The following is a 24,124-nucleotide window of genomic DNA, read 5'->3' on the forward strand; positions in this document are numbered from 1 at the left end:
GGGGCAAGCGTTTTTGGTTCCTTTTTTGGCGACTGAAAAAAGGGACTCGCCCGGGTGGGCGAAACCAGAAGTACCAACAAAACTCGGCAATCAGCTGGGCTCAAATCCTCTAGCGACACTTAACGCAGACAGAGCCAATGAATTCGCCCCTACAGCGTCGCGCCTACAGGCCAATCAGTGCTGGTAGCGCTTGCGGTATTCGCCAGGGGAGACGCCGAAGCGCGCCTTGAAGGCGGTGGAGAAGTAGCTGGAATCCGAGAAGCCCCAGGAGTAGCCGAGGGCCGAGAGCTTGTGCTCGGCGGCGCCCAGGCGCAGGGACTCGGCGCAGAAATCCAGCCGGCGGTTCTTGATGTACTGCGCCACCACCAGCCCCTTGCGCGAGAACATGCGGTACAGGCCGCGCACCGAAACCCCCACCTCGCGAGCCAGCAACTCGGGGCAGAGCTCCTCGGAGCGGATGTGCGCATCGATGAAGTCCAGGGTCTTGCGGAACGCCCGCTCATGGGGATCGGCATCCCCTTCGGCAGCACTGATGGCCGGGCGCAGCAGGCTGACCACCGCCTCCAGGGTCGCCTCGCTCTCGTGCTGGCTGAGGCACTCGTGCTGGCTGGCCTCGAGGATCAGCCGATGGGTGAGCAGCGCGATGGGCGAGGTGGCGGCGATCTTCTGCGCGCAGCGCACACTGCCGTAACGCAGGTTCTGCTCCACCAGGTGGCGCGGCAAGATCAGCGACAGCTGCCGGGAATTGGCGCCGTAGGTGAAGTCGCTGGGCAGCGAGGAGTCGATCAGGGTGATGTCGCCCGGGGCCAGGCGCACGCGGTTGCCGCCCTGCTCCATGTTCGACTCGCCCTGCAGCTGGAAGGCGGCGAAGAAGTGCCGGCTGTCGCTCTGCGCCACCTCATGCTCGGTACGGTAAAGCCGGGCCTGGGCGACGTCGACGAAGCTGAGCTTGATCGCGCCGGATTTGTATTCGCGGACCGCCCCGGAGAATTCCTCCCCGAGGGTCTTGGCGCAGAAGCGCCCGCAAACCTGGTTGATCCGCTGCAACCATTCGTCGAAGCGGTCGGTTCTCAGTGCACGTGCAGTCATGGCCATGGAGCCTCTGGCTAACTTTCTTATTTTTATTCAAGGCCGCATCGAGGCGACCTTCGTTCATTCTTCCTCCGTGCCATCCCGCAACCTGCGGTGCGGCCCGGCGGATCACGCCAAGCACTTCGCCCTCCAGGGCATTTCGAGACAGGAGCCCTATTTAAGCCCGCCGAACCGCCGATAGAAACTTTCGCCGACATCCGGCAGCGGGCCGTCGGCGGTTTCCAGGGCGCCATTGAGCCATTCCTCGGCCTTGGCATGCACCAGGCGATAGATGTTGCGGCACAGCTGGCGCGCCGCACGGCCTTCCCAGTCGCCCGGCAGCAGCTCGTCGGGCAGCTGCGGGTCGCGCAGCAGCAATTTGCGGTACTCGTGTATGAGCAGGGTTCGTGCCAGGAAGCAGTCCTGCGGCTGCAGCGCTTCCTGTTCCCGCAGCGCCTGCCAGAGCGGGCGGAACAGCTGGATGAATTCGCTGTAGTGGGTCGCCAGCTCGTCGATGTTCCAGCTCTCGCGAACCTGCATGCGCAGGGCCCTGGACGCCAGGACGTCCTGGGCGGTGGTCTCGAAGACGATGGTTTCCTCCAGGGCGTCGAGGTCCTGCAGGGTCGCGTTCACGTCCATGCGGTCGCAGCGCGGGCAGGCCAGCACGATGGGGGAAATCGCACCAAAACCTTGCCACTCCAGCTCCTCGCGCACCTGTTTGCGCTTTTCCTGGGGCAGCTGCGAGAGCATCACCAGGCACCAGGAGCCGTCCCAGGCCGGCAGGCTGGAGCTGTACACGCGCTTGAAGGCCTTCTCGAAACGCCGCCGCCCGGTGCCGGTGAGGCTGTAGTAGCTGCGCCGGCCGACCTTCTCGGCGGTGAGCCAGCCTTCCTTGGTCAGGCGAAAGATCGAGGTGCGGATCAGCCGCTCGTTGACGCCGATGGGCTCCAGCAGCTGGATCAGGCTGCCCAGCCACACGGTGCCGCCATGGGGTTCGATGGCATCGCCGTAGAGGGTGATGATCAGCGAGCTGGCGCGCAGCGGCGTCTGCTCCTGGAAGCGGGTGATGAGGTGCTGCAGGGGAGCGAGGGACGTCATGGGCGAACCGGGCGCTGGAAAGTTGCCGAATATACCCGCCGCATCGGCGCGCTGACCACAGTCGCACTCATGTCGATTCCCCCTTGGGACGCAGGCCGTCGACGCGGTTGCGTGGGCGATCGGCCTCCGCCGCCGCCAACGGCTCGCAGGCCACCATGCTCGCCATGCAGCGCCGCGCCAGCGCCTGGTACTCCTGGGTGCCGCGCTGCTTCCAGGCCACTTCCTCGTCGCTGAGGCGGCGCTTCACCTGCGCCGGCGCGCCCATGACCAGGGACTGCTCCGGGCACTCGAAGCGCGCCTTGACGAAGGCGGCGGCGGAAACGAACGAACGGGCGCCGATCTGCGCACCATCCATCACCACCGCATTCATTCCCACCAGGGCGTCCTCGCCGATGCGGCAACCGTGCAGCACCGCGCCATGGCCGATATGGCCGTTGCGCTCCACCACCGTGTCGCTTTCCGGGAAGCCGTGCATCACGCAGGTGTCCTGGATGTTGGCGCCCTCCTCCAGGACGATCCGCCCGAAGTCGCCACGCAGGCTGGCCAGCGGGCCCACATAGCAGTGGGGGCCGATGATCACGTCGCCGATCAAAACCGCCGAAGGGTGCACGTAGGCGCTCGGGTCCACCACCGGAACCAGGCCGTCGAGGCTGTAGCAGGTCATGGCGCGGCACTCCGCGCGATGGGCTGTAGAGGGGAAAGGCGGCTCATGGTCGGTCCTCGCAGGGCGATGCCGCAACGGAAAGCGATGCGACGGATGACGCAACTTGTATCACATCATTTTTATCGGATAAAGCAGGCAATCGCGTATCGGTTGACGCGAGGCCCACGCCTGTCTCGCGAAACCCGCATGAACACTGGACAAGCCTCCTAGAAAAGGTCAACAGGCCACCACCCGGATACCCATCGAAGCATGGAAAGTCACCCCATTAGAGACACATAAATACGATTCAATACTTATTGTTTTGTATCGCTTCATGCGTATACTCCGGAAAACCGCCAGCCCGCCCAACGGACGAACGCCTGGCAATCCAACAACAAAGCCCGGCCCAGATGCCGTGCGTGCACCGTGAGGGCCCGTTCCATGCCCGAGACTCTTGCCGTCCTGCCCCCTGACCGGGGCGTGCGCCTGATCACCCTGCAGCGCCCGGAGGCGCTCAACGCCCTGAACACCCGGCTGCTGGGCGAACTGGCCCAGGAACTGGACGATGCGGAACACGACCCGCAGACCCGCGTGGTGGTAATCACCGGCAGCCGCAAGGCCTTCGCCGCCGGCGCCGACATCAACGAGATGGCCGAGCGCGACCTGGTGGGCATCCTCGACGACCCGCGCCAGGCCCACTGGCAGCGCATCACCCGCTTTCCCAAACCCCTGATCGCCGCGGTCAACGGCTTCGCCCTCGGCGGCGGCTGCGAACTGGCCATGCACGCCGACATCCTCATCGCCGGCGAGGACGCCCGCTTCGGCCAACCGGAAATCAACCTCGGCATCATGCCCGGCGCCGGTGGCACCCAGCGCCTGCTGCGCGCCGTGGGCAAGTCCCTGGCCATGCAGATGGTGCTCAGCGGCGAGGCCGTCGACGCCCGCCACGCCCTGCGCGCCGGCCTGGTCAGCGAAGTGACCCAGCCGGAATTCACCGTCGAGCGCGCCCTGGCCATCGCCCGCGTCATCGCCGGCAAGGCGCCCCTGGCGCTGCGCCTGGCCAAGGAGGCGCTGCTCAAGGCGCAGGACACCGACCTCGCCAGCGGCCTGCGCTTCGAGCGCCACGCCTTCACCCTGCTGGCCGGCACCCGTGACCGCGAAGAAGGCCTCGCCGCCTTCCGCGAGAAACGCACCCCCGAATTCACCGGCCGCTGACCCGGCCGCCCACAACGTCGACTCCATAGAGCGCACGCCATGAATTTCGAGCACATCCTGTTTTCCATCGAGGCCGGGGTCGCCACCCTCAGCCTCAACCGCCCCGAACAGCTGAACAGCTTCAACGCCGCCATGCACGGCGAGGTCCGCGAGGCCCTCAAGCGCGCGCGCCAGGACCCGGAGGTGCGCGTACTGCTGCTCACCGGCGAGGGCCGCGGCTTCTGCGCCGGGCAGGACCTGGCCGACCGCAACGTCGCACCGGGCGCCGAAATGCCCGACCTGGGGCTGTCCATCGAGCGCTTCTACAACCCGCTGATCCGCGCCCTGCGCGACCTGCCGCTGCCGGTGATCTGCGCGGTCAACGGCGTGGCCGCCGGTGCCGGCGCCAACATCCCGCTGGCCTGCGACCTGGTGCTGGCGGCGCGCTCCGCGAGCTTCATCCAGGCCTTCTGCAAGATCGGCCTGGTGCCCGACTCCGGCGGCACCTGGAGCCTGCCGCGCCTGGTCGGCATGGCCCGCGCCAAGGCCCTGGCCCTGCTGGGCGACCGGCTGACCGCCGAGCAGGCCGAGCAATGGGGGCTGATCCACCGCGTGGTGGACGACGCCGAGCTGCGCGACGAGGCCCTGAAGCTGGCGCGCCACCTGGCCACCCAGCCCACCTACGGCCTGGCCCTGATCAAGCGCGCCCTCAACGCCAGCCTGGACAACAGCTTTGACCAGCAGCTGGAACTGGAGCGCGACCTGCAGCGCCTCGCCGGCCGCAGCGAGGACTACCGCGAAGGCGTTGGCGCCTTCATGGAGAAACGCACCCCGAGCTTCAAAGGACGCTGAGCCCATGCACGCCCTGAACAGAGAAACCCCGGTGGCCGTGATCGGCGCCGGTGCCATGGGCGCCGGCATCGCCCAGGTCGCCGCCCAGGCCGGGCACCCGGTGCGCCTGTACGACACCCGCCCCGGCGCCGCGGCCCAGGCCATCGCCGGCATCGACCGGCAGCTCGCCCGCCTGGTGGAGAAAGGCAAGCTGGAGGCCGCCGCCCAGGCCGCCATCCTCGCCCGCCTGCGCCCGGCCGATGCGCTGGAAGAACTGGCCGACGCCGGCCTGGTGATCGAGGCGATCGTCGAAAAGCTGGAGATCAAGCGCGAGCTGCTGCAGCGCCTGGAAGCCCTGTGCGCCCCCGACTGCATCCTCGCCAGCAACACCTCCTCACTGTCCATCACCAGCCTCGCCGCCGGCCTGCAGCACCCGGGCCGCGTGCTCGGCATGCACTTCTTCAACCCCGCACCGCTGATGGCGCTGGTGGAAGTCGTCTCCGGCCTCGCCAGCGACCCGACCCTGGCCGCCCGCCTGTTCGCAACCGCCCGCGCCTGGGGCAAGCAGCCGGTGCACGCGCGCTCCACCCCAGGTTTCATCGTCAACCGCGTGGCGCGCCCCTTCTATGCCGAAAGCCTGCGCCTGCTGCAGGAAGGCGCCGCCGACTGCGCCACCCTGGACGCCTTGCTGCGCGAGGCCGGCGGCTTCCGCATGGGCGCCTTCGAGCTCACCGACCTGATCGGCCATGACGTCAACTACGCCGTCACCTGCTCGGTGTTCGACGCCTACTACGGCGACTTCCGCTTCCAGCCCTCGCTGATCCAGAAGGAGCTGGTGGAAGCCGGCCGCCTCGGGCGCAAGAGCGGCCGGGGTTTCTACGACTACGCCGAAGGCGCCGAGCGCCCACAGGCGGCGACGCTCGCCAGCACCGCCACCGTGGACGCCTGCGCCATCGAAGGTGACCTCGGTGTCGCCGCCCCGCTGGTGCAGCGCCTGGAAAGCGCTGGCTTGCGGGTCACCCGCCGTGACGGCGCCGGGCTGCTGCGGGTCGGCGATGCCACCCTGGCGCTGAGCGACGGCCGCCTGGCCGCCCAGCGCGCCCGCGAGGACGGCCTCGACAACCTGGTGCTGCTGGACCTGGCCCTCGACTACGGCCGCGCCGAACGCCTCGGCATCAGCTGGGCGACGGGCACCACCCAGGCCGCCCTCGACGCGGCGGTCGCCCTGCTCGCCCGCGCCGGCATCGCCGCCAGCCCGCTGGCCGACGTCCCCGGCCTCGCCGTGCTGCGCACCGTGGCCATGCTCGCCAACGAAGGCGCCGACGCCCTGCTCCACGGGGTCGCCAGCGCCGCCGACATCGACCTGGCCATGTGCGCCGGGGTCAATTACCCGTGCGGCCCGCTGGCCTGGGCCGACGCCATCGGCCTGCCGCAGGTGCTGCGCACCCTGGACAACCTGCAGGCCGCCTATGGCGAGCCGCGCTACCGCCCCTCGCTGGCCCTGCGCCGCCGGGTGGCCGAAGGGAGGACGCTGCATGACCAACCGTGAAGCCCTGTCGCTGGCCGAAGCCTGCGCCAGCACCCTGTACGAACGCGACGCCGCCAGCCAGGCCATGGGCATGCGCCTGCTCTCGGTGGCGCCCGGCGCCGCGCGGGTCGGCATGAGCGTGCGCGCCGACATGCTGCAGGGCGTCGGCACCTGCCATGGCGGCCACCTGTTCGCCCTGGCCGACTCGGCCTTCGCCTTCGCCTGCAACACCTACAACGAAGTCACCGTGGCCATCGGCTGCAGCATCGACTACGTGGCCCCGGCGCACCTGGGGGACACCCTCACCGCCCAGGCCACCGAACAGAGCCGCAGCGGCCGCACCGGCAACTACGACGTACGCATCGAGAACCAGAACGGGCAGCTGATCGCCCTGTTCCACGGCAAGTCCTACAAGGTGCGCGGCACCCTGCTCGACGAGGAATCCCTGCATGAATGACGCCCTGATCATCGACGCCGTGCGCACGCCCATCGGGCGCTATGCCGGCGCCCTGTCCTCCGTTCGCGCCGACGACCTCGGCGCGGTGCCGATCCGCGCCCTGATGCAGCGTCACCCCGAGCTGGACTGGGGCGCCATCGACGACGTGATCTACGGCTGCGCCAACCAGGCCGGCGAAGACAACCGCAACGTCGCGCGCATGGCCGCCCTGCTCGCCGGCCTACCGGTCACCGTGCCCGGCACCACCCTCAACCGCCTGTGCGGCTCGGGACTGGACGCCATCGGCAGCGCCGCCCGCGCCCTGCGCTGCGGCGAGGCCGGGCTGATGCTGGCCGGCGGCGTGGAATCCATGTCCCGCGCGCCCTTCGTGATGGGCAAGTCCGAGCAGGCCTTCGGCCGCAGCGCGGAGCTGTTCGACACCACCATCGGCTGGCGCTTCGTCAACGGCCTGATGAAGCGCCAATACGGCATCGACTCCATGCCCGAGACGGCGGAGAACGTCGCCGAGCAGTTCGCCATCTCCCGCGCCGACCAGGACGCCTTCGCCCTGCGCAGCCAGCTCAAGGCCGCCGCCGCCCAGGCCAATGGCCGCCTGGCGAAGGAAATCGTCCCGGTAGAGATTGCCCAGCGCAAGGGGCCGTCGAAGTGGGTCGAGCAGGACGAGCACCCGCGCGGCGACACCACCCTGGAACAGCTGGCGCGCCTCGGCACGCCCTTCCGCGAGGGCGGCAGCGTCACCGCCGGCAACGCGTCCGGGGTCAACGATGGCGCCTGCGCCCTGCTGCTGGCCAGCACCGATGCCGCCCGCCGCTTCGGCCTGAAACCCCGCGCCCGCGTGATCGCCATGGCCTGCGCCGGCGTCGAGCCGCGCATCATGGGCATCGGCCCGGTGCCGGCCACGCGCAAGGTGCTGGCGCTCGCCGGCCTGTCGCTCGCCGACATGGACGTGATCGAACTCAACGAAGCCTTCGCCGCCCAGGGCCTGGCCGTGCTCCGCGAGCTGGAGCTGGCCGACGACGACCCGCGGGTCAACCCCAATGGCGGCGCCATCGCCCTGGGCCACCCGCTGGGCATGAGCGGCGCGCGCCTGGTCACCACCGCGCTGCACGAACTGGAAGCCCGCGCAGGCCGCTACGCCCTCTGCACCATGTGCATCGGCGTCGGCCAGGGCATCGCCCTGATCATCGAAAAACTGTAACCGCCACACCGGACCGGGAAGGCCGGGAGTATCCTGCCTTCCTGCACTCAGGCGCCCAGCGCCACGCACAAGAACAATACGAGTGATGAAATGAACATGATCGCCAATGCCGCCTTGCTCGACCCGATGGAAACCGCCAGCGTCGACCAGCTCCGCCAGCACCAGCTGGAGCGCCTGCGCTGGAGCCTCGACCACGCCTACCGCAACGTGCCGCTGTACCGTCAGCGCTTCGACGAACTGGGCGTGCACCCCGAAGACCTGAAAAGCCACGACGACCTCGCCCGCTTCCCCTTCACCGGCAAGTCCGACCTGCGCGACAACTACCCCTACGGCATGTTCGCCGTGCCCCAGGAAGAGGTGGTGCGCATCCACGCCTCCAGCGGCACCACCGGCAAGCCCACCGTGGTCGGCTACACCCAGAACGACATCGACACCTGGGCCAACGTGGTGGCGCGCTCGATCCGCGCCGCCGGTGGCCACAAGGGCGACAAGGTGCACGTCTCCTACGGCTACGGCCTGTTCACCGGCGGCCTCGGCGCGCACTACGGCGCCGAGCGCCTGGGCTGCACCGTGATCCCCATGTCCGGCGGCCAGACCGAGAAGCAGGTCCAGCTGATCCGCGACTTCCAGCCGGACATCATCATGGTCACCCCCTCCTACATGCTGAACCTGGCCGACGAGATCGAGCGCCAGGGCCTGGACCCGCACAAGCTGGCCCTGCGCCTGGGCATCTTCGGCGCCGAACCCTGGACCGCCGAGCTGCGCCGTGCCATCGAGGAGCGCCTGGGCATCACCGCCCTGGACATCTACGGCCTCTCGGAAATCATGGGCCCGGGCGTAGCCATGGAATGCGCCGAAACCAAGGACGGCCCGACCATCTGGGAAGACCACTTCTACCCCGAGATCATCGACCCGGTGACCGGCCAGGTGCTGCCGGACGGGCAGATGGGCGAGCTGGTGTTCACCTCCCTGTCCAAGGAGGCGCTGCCGATGATCCGCTACCGCACCCGCGATCTCACCCGCCTGCTGCCGGGCACCGCGCGGCCCATGCGGCGCATCGACAAGATCACCGGGCGCAGCGACGACATGCTGATCATCCGGGGCGTCAACGTCTTCCCCACGCAGATCGAGGAGCAGGTGCTCAAGGTCCGCCAACTGGCCGAGACCTACGAGATCCACCTCTCGCGCAACGGCAACCTCGACAGCATGGAAGTCCACGTCGAACCCCGCCACGGCCTGGAGCCCCTGGACGAGACCCAGGAACTGGCGCTGTGCAGCGAGCTGGGCCGCCACATCAAGACCTACATCGGCATCAGCTCGCGCATCGTGCTGCGCCCGGCGTACTCCCTGAAGCGCTCCGAGGGCAAGGCCTGCCACGTCTACGACAACCGCGCCAAGGCGTGAGCCGCCCACGCTTTTAGAACGTGGAGGGGCACAGACAGTCCTCGGAGTTTGCGGCCGCCGCTCACTCCGCACGCAGGGTGTGCTGCGCGCACCTGGGCTCGCCGGAAGCACCCTGCGGCGGTGCGCACGGCACACCCTACGGCTCGAGCTCATCCTGTCGTGCCCTCAGTTCGAGTCGTCACAGGCAAAGCCGATGACACATGACCACGCCCTAAGGGCGTGACTGCTCACGTTCAAATGAAAAGCCCCGCCGAGGCGGGGCTTTTTGCCGTGATGGAACCACTCAGACGGCGGTCGGCGGCTTGATCAGGCTTTCTGCGGGAATGCCGAACATCTCGTGCAGCTTCCAGATCATCGGCAAGGTGAGGGAGCGCTTGCCATTGAGCACTTCGTAGACCCGGTTCGGGCGCCCGATGGCGGGCACCAGGTCGGCGACGGTCAACCCGGACTGCTCCATGCGGAACTTGATGGCCTCCACCGGCCCGGGCAGGTCGACCGGGAAGTGACGCGCCTCGTACGCCTCGATCAAGGTGAGCATCACCTCGAAGAAGTCGCCTTCGGGCGTGTCCGGCTCAGGCTCATTCTCGAACAGCGGCGCCACCAGCTCGAGCGCCGCGCGGTAGTCATCGTCAGTGCGAATCGGGCGGATGTTCATGATCCCGGGTCCATCTCCACAGTGTTGGCATCGATGGCGTCGTACTCCCTGTGAGTGCCGACGAACTTGATATAGAGCGCACCGAAGCGGTAGGCAACCGCCACCACCAGCCGATAGTCATTGCCCTTGATGTTGAAGACCACCCGGCGACTCTTGAGGACGCTCGCGCTGCGGTACTGGTCCTTTATGTCCGCCGGGCTTTTCCACTCGGCCCGCCGGGCCTCATCGACCCAGGCCAGCAGTGGCTGCTGCGCATCGGGATGACGCTCCCAGAAAGCCTTCAACTGGCTGATCGCGATGATTCTCATGGCGAGCGATGCTAGTCCCAGGATGGGATCATACACAACCTGCAGCCGCCGCGCCGCTCGTCGGAACAGCCCGGGCATTCGCCCAGGAATTGTCTCAATCGCCAATCCTGAATCGACTACCGGATGAGACCGGCACGTGGATCGCCACGCGCCACCGACCAGGAGATCGCTCATGAACTATGTAGATGGATTCGTCGTTCCCGTGCCCACCGCCAAGCGCGAGGCTTATATCGCCATCGCCCGCATCGCCGCCCAGGTGTTCAAGGACCATGGCGCCCTCAGCGTCGTCGAGTGCTGGGGCGATGACGTGCCGGAGGGCAAGGTGACCTCCTTCCCCATGGCGGTGAAACGCAAGGACGACGAGACGGTGGTGTTCTCATGGATCACCTGGCCATCCCGCCAGGCCCGCGACGAGGGCATGAAGAAATCCATGGAGGACCCGCGCCTGCACCCCGATCCCGAAAAGATGCCTTTCGACGGGCAGCGCATGATCTTCGGCGGCTTCGAAGTGATAGTCGACGCCTGATGCCGGGTAGCCCGGGCTTCAGCCCGGGGCTTTCTTCGCGAATGAATTCGCTCCCACAAGGAATCGATGCGCAGCATCCATTGGACGAAGAAGTCGGAGCATCTAGAACGGTGGGCTGAAGCCCACCCTACGCCCACGCCTGTAGCCCACCCGATCAGGGCTACGGCGCCGGGGATTGCAGCGCCACCAGCACGCCGTCGGCCCAGCGCAGGCGCGAAGCGAGGCGCCCCGAGTCCTCGCGGGCGGGCGCGGCCAGTTCAGTGGCGCCTTCCGCCAGGGCCTGGGCGTGCAGTTCTGCGACGCGCGGGGTGACCAGCAGCACCTCGATGGCTTCTAGACCCGCGCCCATCAGCCCTTCGCCTTCGTGGTCATTTCGAACATCCCTGAATGATGGGGTTGAGTGGAATGCGAGGCCGTTCAGCCCCGCACAAGCCCGCGCAGCGAGTTCACCAGCCAGGCGACGGCCATCAGCTCCAGCGCCACCAGCACGCCCACCAGCTCACCGAGTTCGGCCGAGAACAGCGGCAGGCACAGCCCGCCATCGGCGCAGGCGAGGAACGGGCGCAGCGCGGCCACCAGCGCCACCACACCCACCCCGCAGGCCAGCAACGCCAGAGCCAGGTGCCCGAACGCCTCCGACGAAGGCGCCGAGAACGACCACGGCCTCGGCCCACGCCAAGCCACCAACGCCGCGCCGGAACCCGGATGGAAACAGAAGGATGAACACACGCGCCTGAACATGAAGGCCTCCAATGCCGATGGCAGGCCAGCAGTATGCAAAGGCGCGCCACGCCGGTCTTTTAAGCTTTGGAGGGCAATTGTTAAAAAGAGTAAAGGGAACGGAACAACGTAGTCATTCCTGAAATTTTGAATCTCTTTCCCCTTAGCTGGAAGCTTGAAGCCTGAAGCTGGAAGAAAAAGCCAACAAGCGCCCCAACCCCAACCACAGCCCATCGCCCCTGCTCTGGCTCTGGCTCTGGCTCTGGCTCTCAGCTTCCAGCTCCTAGCTTGCCACTTGAAGCTTGCCGCTTGCCGCCTTCTCAATCCGACACCCATTTTTTAATTTGATATTTGTTTTTGTATCATTTAAAACTAGCGCCATGGCCAAGCCACCCCACGAACCCGCATGGCTGGAGAACGGCATGTACGCACAATTGGTTGAGACCGGCGTGAAGCGCGTGAAGGCGCTGGAGGAGATGTCCCCGGAAGAGCGCGCCTTCCAGGAAAAGATCGATGCGGAAATCAAGATCGAGCCGAAGAACTGGATGCCGGACGCCTACCGGCAGACGCTGATCCGGCAGATTTCCCAGCACGCGCACTCCGAAATCGTCGGCATGCTGCCGGAAGGCAACTGGGTGACCCGCGCACCCACCCTCAAGCGCAAGCTGCAGCTGATGGCGAAGATCCAGGACGAGGCCGGCCACGGCCTGTACCTCTACAGCGCCATGGAAACCCTCGGCGCCTGCCGTGACGAGGAAGTCGCCAAGCTGCACAGCGGCCGCGCCAAGTACTCGAGCATCTTCAACTACCCGACCCTGAGCTGGGCCGACATGGGCGCGGTGGGCTGGCTGGTGGACGGCGCCGCCATCGTCAACCAGGTGGTGCTGCAGCGCACCTCCTACGGCCCCTACTCCCGCGCCATGATCCGCATCTGCAAGGAGGAGTCCTTCCACCAGCGTCAGGGCTACGAAATCCTCCTGCACATGATGCGCAACGGCACCCAGGCGCAGAAGGACATGGTCCAGGACGCCATCAACCGCCTGTGGTGGCCTTCGCTGATGATGTTCGGCCCCAGCGACGAACACTCCCCCAACAGCGCCCAGTCCATGGCCTGGAAGATCAAGCGCCAGGGCAACGACGAGCTGCGCCAGCGCTTCATCGACCAGACCGTTCCGCAACTGGAGCTGCTCGGCTGCACCGCGCCGGACCCGCACCTGAAGTGGAACGAGGCGCGCGGCCACTACGACTTCGGCGACATCCAGTGGGACGAGTTCTACGAGGTGCTCAAGGGCAACGGCCCCTGCAACCAAGAGCGCGTCGCCACCCGGCGCAAGGCCATAGAAGACGGTGCCTGGGTCCGCGAAGCCGCGGTGGCCCATGCCCGCAAACAACAACAGAAGCGCGACGCCGCCTGACCAAAACCCGATTCCGCCGCTGAGCTAGCCAGCTAGAGCAGAACTAGGCGGAAACAGGCGCGGGTCTGTTTCCAACGACGTTATGCCGACGCGCAGCAGCTCATACCTGATGAGCAGGAGAACACAAATGAGTGAGTGGACCCTTTACGAAGTCTTCGTACGTAGCAAGCACGGCCTCAACCACAAGCATGTCGGCAGCGTGCACGCCGCCGACGCCGCCATGGCCATCGAGAACGCCCGTGAGCTGTACACCCGTCGCAACGAGGGCGTGAGCCTCTGGGTGGTGCCCTCGGCGCTGATCACCGCCTCCTCCCCCGATGAGAAGGAGCCGCTGTTCGACCCGGCCGAAGACAAGGTCTATCGCCACGCCAGCTTCTACGAGCTGCCGGCCGAAGTCGGCCACATGTGAGGCCGCCCGCCATGAATGCCAAACACGACCTGATCGAATACCTGCTGCGCCTCGGCGACAGCGCCCTGGTGCAGGGCCAGCGCCTTTGCGAATGGTGCGGCAAGGCCCCGGCCCTGGAAGAGGAGCTGGCGTTGATGAACGTCGGCCTCGACCTGGTGGGCCAGGCCCGCAACTGGCTGGAATACGCCGCCGAGCTGCTGGACGACGGCCGCGACGCCGACCACCTGGCCTACCGCCGCGACGAGCGCGCCTACCGCAACCTGCTGCTGGTGGAGCAACCCAACGGCGACTACGCGGTGACCATCACCAAGCAGTTCCTCTATGACGCCTGGCACTTCCAGGTGCTGCACGGCCTCAGCAGCTCCAGCGACGAACGCATCGCCGGCATCGCCGCCAAGGCACTGAAGGAAGTCACCTACCACCTGCGCCGCTCCACCGAATGGATCCAGCGCCTGGGCGACGGCACCGAGGAAAGCCACCGGCGCATGCTGGCGGCCATCCGCGACACCTGGCGCTTCACCGTCGAACTGGTGAACGGCGACGAGGTGGAGCAACGCCTGGCCGCCGCCGGCATCGCTCCGGCGCCGGAGGACGTCGCCGCTGCCTGGAAGGCCAAGGTCGCCGACACCTTCGCCAGCGCCACCCTGCCGCTGCCGGAGCCGGCCAGCTACTTCTACCTTTCCGGCCGCCGTGGCCTGCACACCGAGCACCTCGGCCTGCTGCTGGCCGAGATGCAGTTCCTCCAAAGGGCCCATCCCGATGCGTCCTGGTGAGCTGATCGCCAGCGACCGTGGCGCCCGCCCCGGCGCGCCCGCCGACCTGGCCCGCGCCTGGACGGTGCTCGGCGAGGTGATGGACCCGGAAGTGCCGGTGGTCAGCGTGGTCGACCTCGGCATCGTCCGGGCCCTCGACTGGCGAGGCGGCCACCTGCACGTGGTGGTCACCCCCACCTATTCGGGTTGCCCGGCCACCGAGGTGATCGAACGCGACATCGAGCAGGCGCTGGAAGGTGCCGGTTTCGCCGCGCCGAACCTGGAACGCCGCCTGGCGCCGGCCTGGACCACCGACTGGATCAGTGACGACGGCCGCGAACGCCTGCGCGCCTACGGCATCGCCCCGCCCAGCGGCAGCACCAGCAAGCGCGCCCTGCTGGGCGAGACCCCGGAAATCCGCTGCCCGCAGTGCGGCAGCGTGCATACCGAACAGTTGAGCGAATTCGGCTCCACGGCCTGCAAGGCCTTGCACCGTTGCAAGGAGTGCCTGGAGCCGTTCGATTACTTCAAGTGCATATAGGAGAGCGAACACAGGCCGTTGCCACTGGCGCCGGTTGTATTCGTCCTCCATGCGGTAAAGCCGCAGGAGAACAACAATGAGCAAATTCCATAGCCTGACCATCAAGGAAGTGCGCCCAGAAACCCGCGACGCGGTGTCCATCGCCTTCGACATCCCCGCGGGTCTCAGCGACAGCTTCCGCTTCACCCAGGGCCAGCACCTGGTGGTGCGCACCCAGCTGGATGGCGAGGAAGTGCGCCGCTCCTACTCCATCTGCACCGGCGTCAACGACGGCGAACTGCGCGTCGCGGTCAAGCGCGTGGCGGGCGGGCGCTTCTCCAGCTGGGCCAACGAGCAGCTGAAGGCCGGCCACAGCCTCGACGTGATGCCGCCCTCCGGCCACTTCAACGTGCCGCTGGACCCGGTGCGCCACGGCCACTACCTGGCGGTCGCCGCCGGCAGCGGCATCACGCCGATCCTCTCCATCGTCAAGACCACCCTGGAGACCGAGCCCAACAGCCGCGTCACCCTGCTCTACGGCAACCGCTCCAGCGCCTCGGCGCTGTTCCGCGAGCAGCTGGAAGACCTGAAGAACCGCTACCTGCAGCGCCTCAACCTGATCTTCCTGTTCAGCCGCGAGCAGCAGGACGTGGACCTCTACAACGGCCGCATCGACGCCGACAAATGCGGCCAGCTGTTCCAGCGCTGGATCGACGTGCGCGCCCTGGACGCCGCCTTCATCTGCGGCCCACAGGCGATGACCGAGACCGTGCGCGACCAGCTCCGCGCCAACGGCATGCCGGCCGAGCGCATCCACTTCGAGCTGTTCGCCGCCGCCGGCAGTGAGCACAAGCGCGAAGCCCGCGAGGCTGCCCACGAAACGAACGCTGCGCAAAGCCGGGTGACGGTGATCAGCGACGGCCGCGAAGTGAGCTTCGAGCTGGCCCGCAACAGCCAGAGCCTGCTCGACGCCGGCAACGCCCAGGGCCTGGAACTCCCCTACTCCTGCAAGGCCGGCGTCTGCTCCACCTGCAAGTGCCGGGTGGTCGAGGGCGAGGTGGAGATGGACAGCAACTTCGCCCTGGAGGACTACGAGGTGGCCGCCGGCTACGTGCTCTCGTGCCAGTCCTATCCCGTCAGCGAAAACGTGACCCTGGACTTCGACCAGCTCTGATCCCACCCGCCAGCACAAACCGTAGGAGCGAGCTCTGCTCGCGAACAGACGCACGCACGCGACCACGGCTTCGCGAGCAGAGCTCGCTCCTACAAACCAGCCCCACCAGTTCCACCCGCTTCACCTGCGTGCCGCACCGTCTCTACAACCACAACAAGAGAGAGCAGCCATGACCCCGCAAGACCTCGATCGCATCCGGCAGCACCCGGATTTCATCCAGCTGGTCAAGCGCAAGCAGCGCCTGACCTGGTCCCTCACCGCCGCCATGCTGGCGATCTACTACGGCTTCGTGCTGCTGGTGGCCTTCGCCCCGGGCCTGCTGGGTCGTTCCCTCAGTGGCGGGGTCACCAGCGTCGGCATGCTGGTGGGCGTGGTCATCATCATCCTGGCCTTCGGCCTCACCGGCATCTACGTGACGCGCACCAACCGCGTGCTCGACCCGCTGAACGACAAGCTCAAGCAGGAGTGCGCACCATGAAGGCCCTTCTCGCCCTCACCGCCCTGCTGGCCTCCGGCAGCGCCCTGGCCGCCGATGCCGGCGCGCGGCCGCTGAACTGGCCCGCCATCTACATGTTCCTGGCGTTCGTCGTGTTCACCCTCGGCATCACCCGCTGGGCCGCCCTGCGCACCCGCTCCACCGCCGACTTCTATACCGCCGGTGGCGGCCTCACCGGCTTCCAGAACGGCCTGGCGATCGCCGGCGACATGATCAGCGCGGCGTCCTTCCTCGGCATCTCGGCGATGATGTTCATGAATGGCTACGACGGCCTGCTCTACGCCCTGGGCGTGCTCGCCGGCTGGCCGATCATCCTCTTCCTGATCGCCGAGCGCCTGCGCAACCTGGGCCGCTTCACCTTCGCCGACGTGGTGTCCTACCGCCTCGACCAGAGCCCGATCCGCATCACCGCCGCCTTCGGCACCCTCACCGTGGCACTGCTCTACCTGGTGGCGCAGATGGTCGGCGCCGGCAAGCTGATCGAGCTGCTGTTCGGCCTCAGCTACCTGCAGGCGGTGCTGCTGGTGGGCGTGCTGATGGTCTGCTACGTCACATTCGGCGGCATGCTCGCCACCACCTGGGTGCAGATCATCAAGGCCGTGTTGCTGCTCTCGGGCACCAGCTTCATGGCCTTCATGGTGCTGCGCCACTTCGGCTTCAGCACCGAGGCGATGTTCGCCGCTGCGGCCTCGGTGCACGCCAAGGGCGCCGCGATCATGGCGCCGGGCGGGTTGCTGTCGAACCCCGTCGACGCCATCTCCCTCGGGCTCGGCATGATGTTCGGCACCGCCGGCCTGCCGCACATCCTCATGCGCTTCTTCACCGTCAGCGACGCCAAGGAAGCACGCAAGAGCGTGTTCTACGCCACCGGCTTCATCGGCTATTTCTACCTGCTGCTGATAGTGGTGGGCTTCGGCTCCATCGTCATGGTCGGCACCAACCCGGAATTCCGCGACGCCGCCGGCGCCATCATCGGCGGCGGCAACATGGTCGCCGTGCACCTGTCCCATGCGGTGGGCGGCAGCCTGTTCCTCGGCTTCATCTCAGCCGTGGCCTTCGCCACCATCCTCGCGGTGGTCGCCGGCCTGGCGCTCTCCGGTGCCTCGGCGGTGTCCCACGACCTGTACGCCTGCGTCATCCGCAAGGGCCAGGCCAGCGAGCGCGAGGAGATGCGCGTGTCGCGCCTCGCCACCCTGGGCATCGGCGTGCTGGCGGTGATTCTCGGCATCCTCTTCGAGTCGCAGAACATCGCCTTCCTCTCCGGCCTGGTGCTGGCCATCGCCGCCTCGGTCAACTTCCCGGTGCTGTTCCTTTCCATGTTCTGGAAGGGCCTGACCACCCGGGGCGCCGTCGCCGGCAGCCTGGCCGGCCTGGCGTCGGCCATCGCCCTGCTGGTGGCCAGCCCGGCGGTGTGGGTCAACGTGCTGCACCACGAGCAGGCGCTGTTCCCCTACGCCAATCCGGCGCTGTTCTCCATGACCCTGGCCTTCTCCAGCGCCTGGCTGTTCTCGGTCACCGACCGCTCCGAGCGCGCCACCCGGGAACGCGGCCGCTACCTGGCCCAGTTCATCCGCTCCATGACCGGCATCGGCGCAGCCGCCGCCAGCCGCCACTGACTCCTCGGCCGCCCCGACTCTCCCGAGAGCGGGGGCGGCCCCACCCTCTCGAACACCGCCTCAAGGAGAACCACCATGAGCAACGTCACCACCCTGCAGAGCCTGATCGCCGGCCGCTGGATCGGCCAGCACGGCGCCCAGACCCTGCGCAGCGCCATCGACGGCAGCGCGCTGTTCCGCACCCATGAAGAGCACCTGGATTTCGCCGAAGCCGTCGAGTTCGGCCGCCGTCGCGGCATCCCTGCGCTGATGGCGCTGGACTTCCAGCAACGCGCCGCGCGGCTCAAGGCCCTGGGCCTCTACCTCAACGAGCGCAAGGAGCAGCTCTACGCCCTGTCGCGCCACAGCGGCGCCACCCGTGCCGACAGCTGGATCGACATCGAGGGCGGCAGCGGCACCCTGTTCGCCTATGCCGGCGTCGGTGCCCGTGAGCTGCCTTCCGGCAACGTGGTGCACGAAGGCCCGGCCATGCAACTGGGCAAGCAGGGCCTGTTCGCCGGCAGCCATATCCTGGTGCCGCGCGGCGGCGTCGCCGTGCACATCAACGCCTTCAACTTCCCCATCTGGGGGATGCTGGAGAAGTTCGCGCCGAGCTTCCTCGCCGGCATGCCCTGCATCGTCAAGCCGGCCACCGCCACCAGCTACCTCACCGAAGCCGCCGTGCGCCTGATGCACGAATCCGGCCTGCTCCCAGAGGGCAGCCTGCAGCTGGTGATCGGCGGCACGGGCGATCTGCTCGACCGTCTCCAGGGCCAGGACGTGGTGACCTTCACCGGCTCCGCCGACACCGCCGCCAAGCTGCGGGTGAACGCCAACCTGGTGCGCAACTCCATCCCCTTCAACGCCGAGGCGGATTCGCTGAACTGCGCCATCCTCGCCCCGGAAATCACCCCGGACGACCCGGAGTTCGACCTCTTCGTCAAGGAAGTGGCCCGGGAGATGACGGTGAAGGCCGGGCAGAAGTGCACCGCCATCCGCCGCGCCATCGTGCCGGCGAAACACATCGATGCCGTGGTCGAGCGCCTGCGCGAACGCCTGGCCAAGGTGGTGATCGGCGACCCGGCCGTGGAAGGCGTGAAGATGGGCGCCCTGGCCTCCCATGCCCAGCAGGCCGACGTCGCCGCGCGGGTGGAAACCCTGCTGGCCGGCAGCGAGCTGCTGTTCGGTGCCCGCGACGGCTTCGCCCCGCAAGGTGAAGGCGTGGCCGAAGGGGCCTTCTTCGCCCCCACCCTGCTGCGCGCCCGCGACCCGCACGCCGAAGGCGGCGCCCACGACATCGAGGCCTTCGGCCCGGTGAGCACGCTGATGGCCTATGACGACATCGACGAAGCCATCGCCCTCGCCGCCCGTGGCAAGGGCAGCCTGGTGGCCAGCCTGGTGACCCGCGACCCCGCCGTCGCCGCTTACGTGGTGCCGCGCGCCGCCGCCCTGCACGGCCGCCTGCACATCCTCGACCGCGAGTCCGCCGCCGAATCCACCGGCCACGGCTCGCCGCTGCCGGTGCTCAAGCACGGCGGCCCCGGCCGCGCCGGCGGTGGCGAGGAGCTGGGCGGCCTGCGCGCCGTGAAGCACTACCTGCAACGCGCCGCCGTGCAGGGCTCGCCCACCATGCTCGCCGCCGTCACCGGCGAATACGTGCGCGGCGCCAAGGTGATCGAAACCGAGGTGCACCCGTTCCGCCGCTGGTTCGATGAGCTGCAGATCGGCGAATCCCTGCTCACCCACCGCCGCACCGTCACCGAAGCCGACATCGTCAACTTCGGCTGCCTCTCGGGCGACCACTTCTACATGCACTTCGACGAGCTGGCGGCGAAGGAATCCCAGTTCGGCAAGCGCATCGCCCACGGCTACTTCGTGCTCTCCGCCGCCGCCGGCCTGTTCGTCTCCCCGGCCCCCGGCCCGGTGCTGGCCAACTACGGCCTCGACACCCTGCGCTTCGTCAACCCGGTGGGCATCGGCGACACCATCCAGGCGCGCCTGACCTGCAAGCGCAAGATCGACCAGGGCAAGAAGAGCGCCAAGGGCGAGCCCCAGGGCGTGGTGGCCTGGGACGTGGAAGTCACCAACCAGGACGGCGAGCTGGTGGCCAGCTACGACATCCTCACCCTGGTGCTCAAGCGCCCTGCCTGAGTCCTGATACGGGCGTTGCACCGCATGGGTTTCGTTCCTCTCTACCCATCCTACGGGGACTCAATCGTAGGATGGGTAGGGCGAAGCGAAACCCATCACCTCCGCCAATCCCTCCCCACCGCGATACCCGAACGATTCCCACGCAATCTGGCATGCACAGCCAAACGGTTGGCAAGCAGGCACAAGGCTGGCGCGAGGGCGATACGTACCATCGCCCCATGGGCCGATCCGCGTAGAGCCCCCACGCCAACACCAACAACAACGGGAATCCCACGCATGCAAACTCTCACCCGCGTCACGCCGCTGTTCCGGCTGTCCACCCTCGCTTTATTGGTGGCCTGCGCCTCCCAGGCCGGGGCCTACGAGCTCTACGCCGACGAAGACACCCACCTCAATGCCGACCTGGAAGCCGTGTTCGGCGTCTTCCACAGCCAGGAGAACTACGCCACCACCGGCACCAAGTCGAAAGGCTCCTCCAGCTGGCGCGAGGGCTACATCAAGTACGGCATCAGCGGCGACCAGGGCCTGGGCGGCGCGGGTACCGGCTATGGCGCATTCAACCTGCTCAGCTCCGCCACCTGGGGAGATGGCGACGCGGCGGGCTTCACCGACGGTGACGAGCGCACCACCAAGATCGAAGACGCCTACCTGGGCTGGCGCTCCGGCACCCTGTTCGAGGCCCTGGGCGAGGACGGCATCGACTTCTCCTTCGGCCGCCAGAACATCTCGGTGGGCGACGGCTTCCTGATCAACGGCGACGCCCTGAACCTGGGCAACGGCCTGGCCGACGGCGAGTTCGACCGGGGCGGCGCCTACTGGCTGGCGGCGCGCAAGGCCTTCGACCAGACCGCCGTGCTGCGCATCGGCGGCAAGGACGGCTGGCGCGGCGACCTGATGTGGCTGAAGTCCGACAACCGTTCCCAGGCCAAGCCCGAGCTGTTCGTCGGCACCCTGGAGCACGTGGCCGAGCAAGGCACCGTCGGCCTGACCTGGATCGACATCCGCGACGTCGACGAGGAATACGCCTCCCCCATCCAGCTCGACCGCGACGGCATGAAGACCTACAGCCTGCGCGCCCAGGGCAATGCCGGCGTGGAGAACCTGTTCCTCTCCGGCGAATACGCCTGGCAGGACAAGAAGACCGCCGACAATGAAGACGCCTGGTACCTGGAAGCCGGCTGGACCTTCGCCGATGCGCCCTGGAGCCCCAGCGTCAGCTACCGCTACAGCCGCTTCTCCGAGGCCTTCGACCCGCTGTTCTTCGGCTTCAACCGCGGCTACGGCACCTGGTTCCAGGGCGAGGTGGCGGCCAACTACGCCGGCCCCTTCAACAGCAACACCCGCGTCCACCACGTGGCGCTCAAGACCACTCCGCTGGAGAACCTGAGCATCGGCGCGCTGTACTTCGACTTCGACACCCTCGACCGCGACCTGGGCAACTTCGACGGCCGCGAGCTGGACCTCTACGCCGAGTGGGCGGTCAACGACAACCTGGTGATCATGCCGGTGGTGGGTGTGTACGAGCCCAGCCGCAGCGCCGACAACGGCGGCACCCAGATCGGCAGCAACGACCGCAACCTCTATACCCAGCTGGTGTTCGCCAGCCACTTCTGAGCCCCCGGCGGCGGGCCTCCCGCCGCCCTTCCCCCGAGCACGCCATGCGTACACCTTCCCTGAGCATCCAGAGCCGGATCACCCTGCTCGCCAGCGCCTGCCTGATCCTGGTAGTAGCGTTGCTGGTGGGGCTTTCGCTGTACCAGACCCGGCTCAGCACCGAACGCGTCAAGGCCTCCAGCGGCCGCATGCTGGCCAGCGCCGCCGAAGCCCACATGCAGGCCCAGGCCCGCGTGCAGGCCCTGCAACTGCAGCGCACCTTCCTGCAGACCTACGAGTACGGCCAGGGCCTGTCGCGCTTCCTCCTCTACCTGCGGGCACGAGGCGCCAGCGGTGAATTGCCGGCCGCCGAATTGCGCCAGCGCGTCGCCGAGCAGATGCGCACCAGCCTCCTCGCCAAGCCCGACCTGCTCGGGCTTTTCGTCATCTTCGAGCGCGACGCGCTGGACGGCGCCGACAGCCAGTTCGTCGGCCAGGACCAGGCCTTCGGCAACGACGCCGGGCGCTTCTCCCTGTACTGGGTGCAGGGCAAGCCGGGCGAACTGCAACCGGTGGTGGGCCCGGAGCAGATCCTCACCGACACCTCCCCCGGCCCCAGCGGCAGCCCCTACAACGCCTTCTACACCTGCCCCCGCGACAGCCGCCGCGCCTGCGTGCTGGAGCCCTACTTCGACGAGGCCTCGGGCACCCGCCGGCTGGTCACCAGCATCGCCTTCCCGCTGATCGAGGACGGCAAGCTGATCGCCGTGGTCGGCCTCGACATCAGCCTCGACGCCCTGCAGCAGAACAGCCTGGACAGCAGCCGCGAGCTGTTCGACGGCGCCGGCCGGGTCAGCATCATCAGCCAGGGCGGCGTGGTCGCCGGGCACAGCGCCGATGCCGCGCAACTGGGCAAGCGCCTCGACCAGGTGCTGCCCAACGGTGCCGAGCCGCTGCTCGCCACCCTGCGCCAGGGGCAGCCCATCACCCAGGCGGACGCCGAGCGCATCCGCGTGCTGGAGCCGCTGCCGCCGATCACCGGCGCCGCGCCCTGGGGCGTGCTGGTGGACGTGCCGCAGCAGGTGCTGCTGGCCCCGGCCGAAGCCTTGCAGAAGGAACTCGATGCCGAGCGCCTGGCCAGCTCCGCGCTGGAGTTCAGCCTTGGCAGCGGCGCCGCCCTGCTCGGCGTGTTGCTGATCTGGTTCGCCGCCTTCCGCATCACCCGCCCGCTGCAGAGCCTGACGCGCATGCTGGAAGACATCGCCCAGGGCGAAGGCGACCTCACCCGGCGCCTGGCCGTGCACTCCCGTGACGAGCTGGGCAAGCTCGCCGCCGCCTTCAACCGCTTCGTCGAACGCATCCACGCCTCCCTGGGCGAGGTGGCCTCGGCCACCGGGCAGGTCAACGAAGTGGCGCGCCAGGTGCTGCACAGTTCCAACGCCTCGCTGCGCAACTCCGACGAGCAGGCCCAGCGCACCAGCAGCGTGGCAGCGGCCATCAACCAGCTGGGCGCCGCCGCCCAGGAGATCGCCCGCAACGCCGCCGACGCCTCGCAGCAGGCCTCCGACGCCCGGCTGCAGAGCGAGGACGGCCGCCAGGTGGTGGGCAAGACCCTGGAGGCGATGAACGCGCTGTCGACCCGCATCCAGGCCTCCTGCGGCAACATCGAAAGCCTCAGCGGCAAGACGGTGGACATCGGCCAGATCCTCGACGTGATCAAGGGCATCTCCGAGCAGACCAACCTGCTGGCGCTCAACGCCGCCATCGAGGCCGCCCGTGCCGGCGAGGCGGGCCGTGGCTTCGCAGTGGTGGCCGACGAGGTGCGCAGCCTGGCTCACCGCACCCAGGTGTCGGCACAGGAAATCCAGCGCATGATCGAAGAGCTGCAAGCCGGCGCCCGCGAAGCGGTGGGCACCATGACCGAGAGCCAGCGCTACAGCCAGCAGAGCGTGGAGATCGCCCAGCGCGCCGGCGACAGCCTCTCCGGCGTCACCCGGCGCATCGGCGAGATCGACGGCATGAACCAGTCCGTGGCCACCGCCACCGAGGAACAGACCGCCGTGGTCGAAGCCCTGAACATGGACATCACCGAGATCAACACCCTCAACCAACAAGGCGTGGAAAACCTCCAGAGCACCCTGCGCGCCTGCTCCGACCTGGAGCAGCAGGCCGAACGCCTGCGGCAACTGGTGGGCAGCTTCCGCCTCTGAGCCGTCGGGTTGCACCCGACCTACAGGGGCCTGCTTTTCGTGGGAGCGAACTAATTGGCTCTGTCTGCGTTAAGTGTTGCTAGAGGATTTGAGCCCAGCTGATTGCCGAGTTCTGGTGATGCTTCTGGTTTCGCCCACCCGGGCGAGTCCCTTTTAACAATCGCCTTAAAAGGAAC

At 67.7% G+C, this 24,124-nt stretch carries 23 protein-coding genes and 2 pseudogenes; 18 read left to right on the forward strand and 7 right to left on the reverse strand.

What is annotated here, in order from left to right:
• Window positions 1-174: 174 nt before the first annotated feature.
• The 3 genes from feaR to paaY all read right to left on the reverse strand — a co-directional run bounded on the left by feaR (window position 175) and on the right by paaY (window position 2,833).
• On the reverse strand, window positions 175-1,089 hold the full coding sequence (feaR, locus tag OEJ36_RS29895) for a transcriptional regulator FeaR (RefSeq protein ID WP_031286962.1): 915 nt from the start codon (window positions 1,087-1,089) through the stop codon (window positions 175-177).
• A 156-nt stretch (window positions 1,090-1,245) separates the two neighbouring features.
• Window positions 1,246-2,169: a phenylacetic acid degradation operon negative regulatory protein PaaX gene (gene paaX, locus OEJ36_RS29900; RefSeq protein ID WP_263404592.1), complete on the reverse strand. Its 924-nt coding sequence runs from the start codon at window positions 2,167-2,169 to the stop codon at window positions 1,246-1,248.
• Between the two features lie 67 nt (window positions 2,170-2,236).
• Entirely contained in the window at window positions 2,237-2,833 is a 597-nt protein-coding gene (gene paaY / locus OEJ36_RS29905) for a phenylacetic acid degradation protein PaaY (protein ID WP_263404593.1), read from the reverse strand.
• A 420-nt stretch (window positions 2,834-3,253) separates the two neighbouring features.
• Here paaY and paaF point away from each other — a divergent pair, with 420 nt between their 5' ends.
• The 6 genes from paaF to paaK all read left to right on the forward strand — a co-directional run bounded on the left by paaF (window position 3,254) and on the right by paaK (window position 9,424).
• The gene (paaF, locus tag OEJ36_RS29910) at window positions 3,254-4,027 is read left to right on the forward strand and encodes a 2,3-dehydroadipyl-CoA hydratase PaaF (protein WP_263404594.1); all 774 of its coding nucleotides are present in this window, start codon (window positions 3,254-3,256) and stop codon (window positions 4,025-4,027) included.
• A gap of 39 nt (window positions 4,028-4,066) precedes the next feature.
• On the forward strand, window positions 4,067-4,858 hold the full coding sequence (gene paaG / locus OEJ36_RS29915; protein ID WP_263404595.1) for a 2-(1,2-epoxy-1,2-dihydrophenyl)acetyl-CoA isomerase PaaG: 792 nt from the start codon (window positions 4,067-4,069) through the stop codon (window positions 4,856-4,858).
• Between the two features lie 4 nt (window positions 4,859-4,862).
• Window positions 4,863-6,386, forward strand: a complete 1,524-nt coding sequence (paaH, locus tag OEJ36_RS29920) for a 3-hydroxyacyl-CoA dehydrogenase PaaH (RefSeq protein ID WP_263404596.1) — start codon at window positions 4,863-4,865, stop codon at window positions 6,384-6,386.
• The gene (gene paaI / locus OEJ36_RS29925; RefSeq protein ID WP_021217229.1) at window positions 6,373-6,822 is read left to right on the forward strand and encodes a hydroxyphenylacetyl-CoA thioesterase PaaI; all 450 of its coding nucleotides are present in this window, start codon (window positions 6,373-6,375) and stop codon (window positions 6,820-6,822) included. The genes paaH and paaI overlap by 14 nt, the downstream gene beginning before the upstream one ends.
• Window positions 6,815-8,020, forward strand: a complete 1,206-nt coding sequence (gene pcaF / locus OEJ36_RS29930; RefSeq protein WP_263404597.1) for a 3-oxoadipyl-CoA thiolase — start codon at window positions 6,815-6,817, stop codon at window positions 8,018-8,020. The genes paaI and pcaF overlap by 8 nt, the downstream gene beginning before the upstream one ends.
• A 90-nt stretch (window positions 8,021-8,110) precedes the next feature.
• Window positions 8,111-9,424, forward strand: a complete 1,314-nt coding sequence (gene paaK, locus OEJ36_RS29935; protein WP_263404598.1) for a phenylacetate--CoA ligase PaaK — start codon at window positions 8,111-8,113, stop codon at window positions 9,422-9,424.
• A 283-nt stretch (window positions 9,425-9,707) separates the two neighbouring features.
• Here paaK and OEJ36_RS29940 read toward each other — a convergent pair whose 3' ends face one another.
• Together OEJ36_RS29940 and OEJ36_RS29945 are read right to left on the reverse strand one after the other, a co-directional pair.
• Window positions 9,708-10,079, reverse strand: coding sequence for a type II toxin-antitoxin system HigA family antitoxin (locus OEJ36_RS29940; RefSeq protein ID WP_111262637.1), 372 nt, complete (start codon window positions 10,077-10,079; stop codon window positions 9,708-9,710).
• The gene (locus OEJ36_RS29945) at window positions 10,076-10,387 is read right to left on the reverse strand and encodes a type II toxin-antitoxin system HigB family toxin (RefSeq protein ID WP_263404599.1); all 312 of its coding nucleotides are present in this window, start codon (window positions 10,385-10,387) and stop codon (window positions 10,076-10,078) included. Before OEJ36_RS29945 ends, OEJ36_RS29940 begins: the two co-directional genes overlap by 4 nt.
• A 172-nt stretch (window positions 10,388-10,559) precedes the next feature.
• On the opposite strand from OEJ36_RS29945, the gene OEJ36_RS29950 reads away from it, so the two are divergent.
• Window positions 10,560-10,913: a DUF1428 domain-containing protein gene (locus tag OEJ36_RS29950; RefSeq protein WP_263404600.1), complete on the forward strand. Its 354-nt coding sequence runs from the start codon at window positions 10,560-10,562 to the stop codon at window positions 10,911-10,913.
• A 160-nt stretch (window positions 10,914-11,073) separates the two neighbouring features.
• Here the strand turns inward: OEJ36_RS29950 and OEJ36_RS29955 are convergent, their stop codons facing one another.
• Window positions 11,074-11,262, reverse strand: coding sequence for a hypothetical protein (locus OEJ36_RS29955; RefSeq protein WP_021217235.1), 189 nt, complete (start codon window positions 11,260-11,262; stop codon window positions 11,074-11,076).
• A 68-nt stretch (window positions 11,263-11,330) separates the two neighbouring features.
• Entirely contained in the window at window positions 11,331-11,654 is a 324-nt protein-coding gene (locus OEJ36_RS29960) for a hypothetical protein (RefSeq protein WP_263404601.1), read from the reverse strand.
• Window positions 11,655-12,055: 401 nt separating this feature from the next.
• Between OEJ36_RS29960 and paaA the strand changes: the two genes are divergently transcribed.
• From paaA to OEJ36_RS30780, 11 genes and pseudogenes are all read left to right on the forward strand, one after another.
• Window positions 12,056-13,048: a 1,2-phenylacetyl-CoA epoxidase subunit PaaA gene (gene paaA / locus OEJ36_RS29965; protein WP_263404602.1), complete on the forward strand. Its 993-nt coding sequence runs from the start codon at window positions 12,056-12,058 to the stop codon at window positions 13,046-13,048.
• A gap of 127 nt (window positions 13,049-13,175) precedes the next feature.
• On the forward strand, window positions 13,176-13,457 hold the full coding sequence (gene paaB, locus OEJ36_RS29970; protein WP_021217238.1) for a 1,2-phenylacetyl-CoA epoxidase subunit PaaB: 282 nt from the start codon (window positions 13,176-13,178) through the stop codon (window positions 13,455-13,457).
• An 11-nt stretch (window positions 13,458-13,468) separates the two neighbouring features.
• The gene (gene paaC / locus OEJ36_RS29975; RefSeq protein WP_263404603.1) at window positions 13,469-14,230 is read left to right on the forward strand and encodes a 1,2-phenylacetyl-CoA epoxidase subunit PaaC; all 762 of its coding nucleotides are present in this window, start codon (window positions 13,469-13,471) and stop codon (window positions 14,228-14,230) included.
• Complete coding sequence (gene paaD, locus OEJ36_RS29980) at window positions 14,217-14,750, forward strand: 1,2-phenylacetyl-CoA epoxidase subunit PaaD (protein ID WP_263404604.1); 534 nt, start codon at window positions 14,217-14,219, stop codon at window positions 14,748-14,750. The genes paaC and paaD overlap by 14 nt, the downstream gene beginning before the upstream one ends.
• Window positions 14,751-14,826: 76 nt before the next feature.
• On the forward strand, window positions 14,827-15,903 hold the full coding sequence (paaE, locus tag OEJ36_RS29985; protein ID WP_263404605.1) for a 1,2-phenylacetyl-CoA epoxidase subunit PaaE: 1,077 nt from the start codon (window positions 14,827-14,829) through the stop codon (window positions 15,901-15,903).
• Window positions 15,904-16,072: 169 nt separating this feature from the next.
• Window positions 16,073-16,381 carry a DUF485 domain-containing protein gene (locus OEJ36_RS29990; RefSeq protein ID WP_263404606.1) on the forward strand — a complete coding sequence of 103 codons (309 nt, stop codon included), beginning with the start codon at window positions 16,073-16,075 and terminating at the stop codon, window positions 16,379-16,381.
• On the forward strand, window positions 16,378-18,015 hold the full coding sequence (locus tag OEJ36_RS29995; protein ID WP_263404607.1) for a cation acetate symporter: 1,638 nt from the start codon (window positions 16,378-16,380) through the stop codon (window positions 18,013-18,015). The genes OEJ36_RS29990 and OEJ36_RS29995 overlap by 4 nt, the downstream gene beginning before the upstream one ends.
• Window positions 18,016-18,090: 75 nt before the next feature.
• Complete coding sequence (gene paaZ, locus OEJ36_RS30000; protein ID WP_263404608.1) at window positions 18,091-20,145, forward strand: phenylacetic acid degradation bifunctional protein PaaZ; 2,055 nt, start codon at window positions 18,091-18,093, stop codon at window positions 20,143-20,145.
• Between the two features lie 276 nt (window positions 20,146-20,421).
• Window positions 20,422-21,759, forward strand: a complete 1,338-nt coding sequence (locus OEJ36_RS30005) for an alginate export family protein (protein WP_263404609.1) — start codon at window positions 20,422-20,424, stop codon at window positions 21,757-21,759.
• A 377-nt stretch (window positions 21,760-22,136) separates the two neighbouring features.
• Window positions 22,137-23,093: pseudogene (locus OEJ36_RS30775) on the forward strand (HAMP domain-containing protein); the annotation flags it as partial.
• Between the two features lie 258 nt (window positions 23,094-23,351).
• A pseudogene (locus OEJ36_RS30780) lies at window positions 23,352-23,948 on the forward strand (methyl-accepting chemotaxis protein); the annotation flags it as partial.
• Between the last annotated feature and the right edge of the window lie 176 nt (window positions 23,949-24,124).

The sequence above is a fragment of the Pseudomonas sp. PDM13 genome (genome assembly GCF_025685765.1).
In the GTDB taxonomy this organism is placed as follows: Bacteria; Pseudomonadota; Gammaproteobacteria; order Pseudomonadales; family Pseudomonadaceae; genus Metapseudomonas; species Metapseudomonas solani.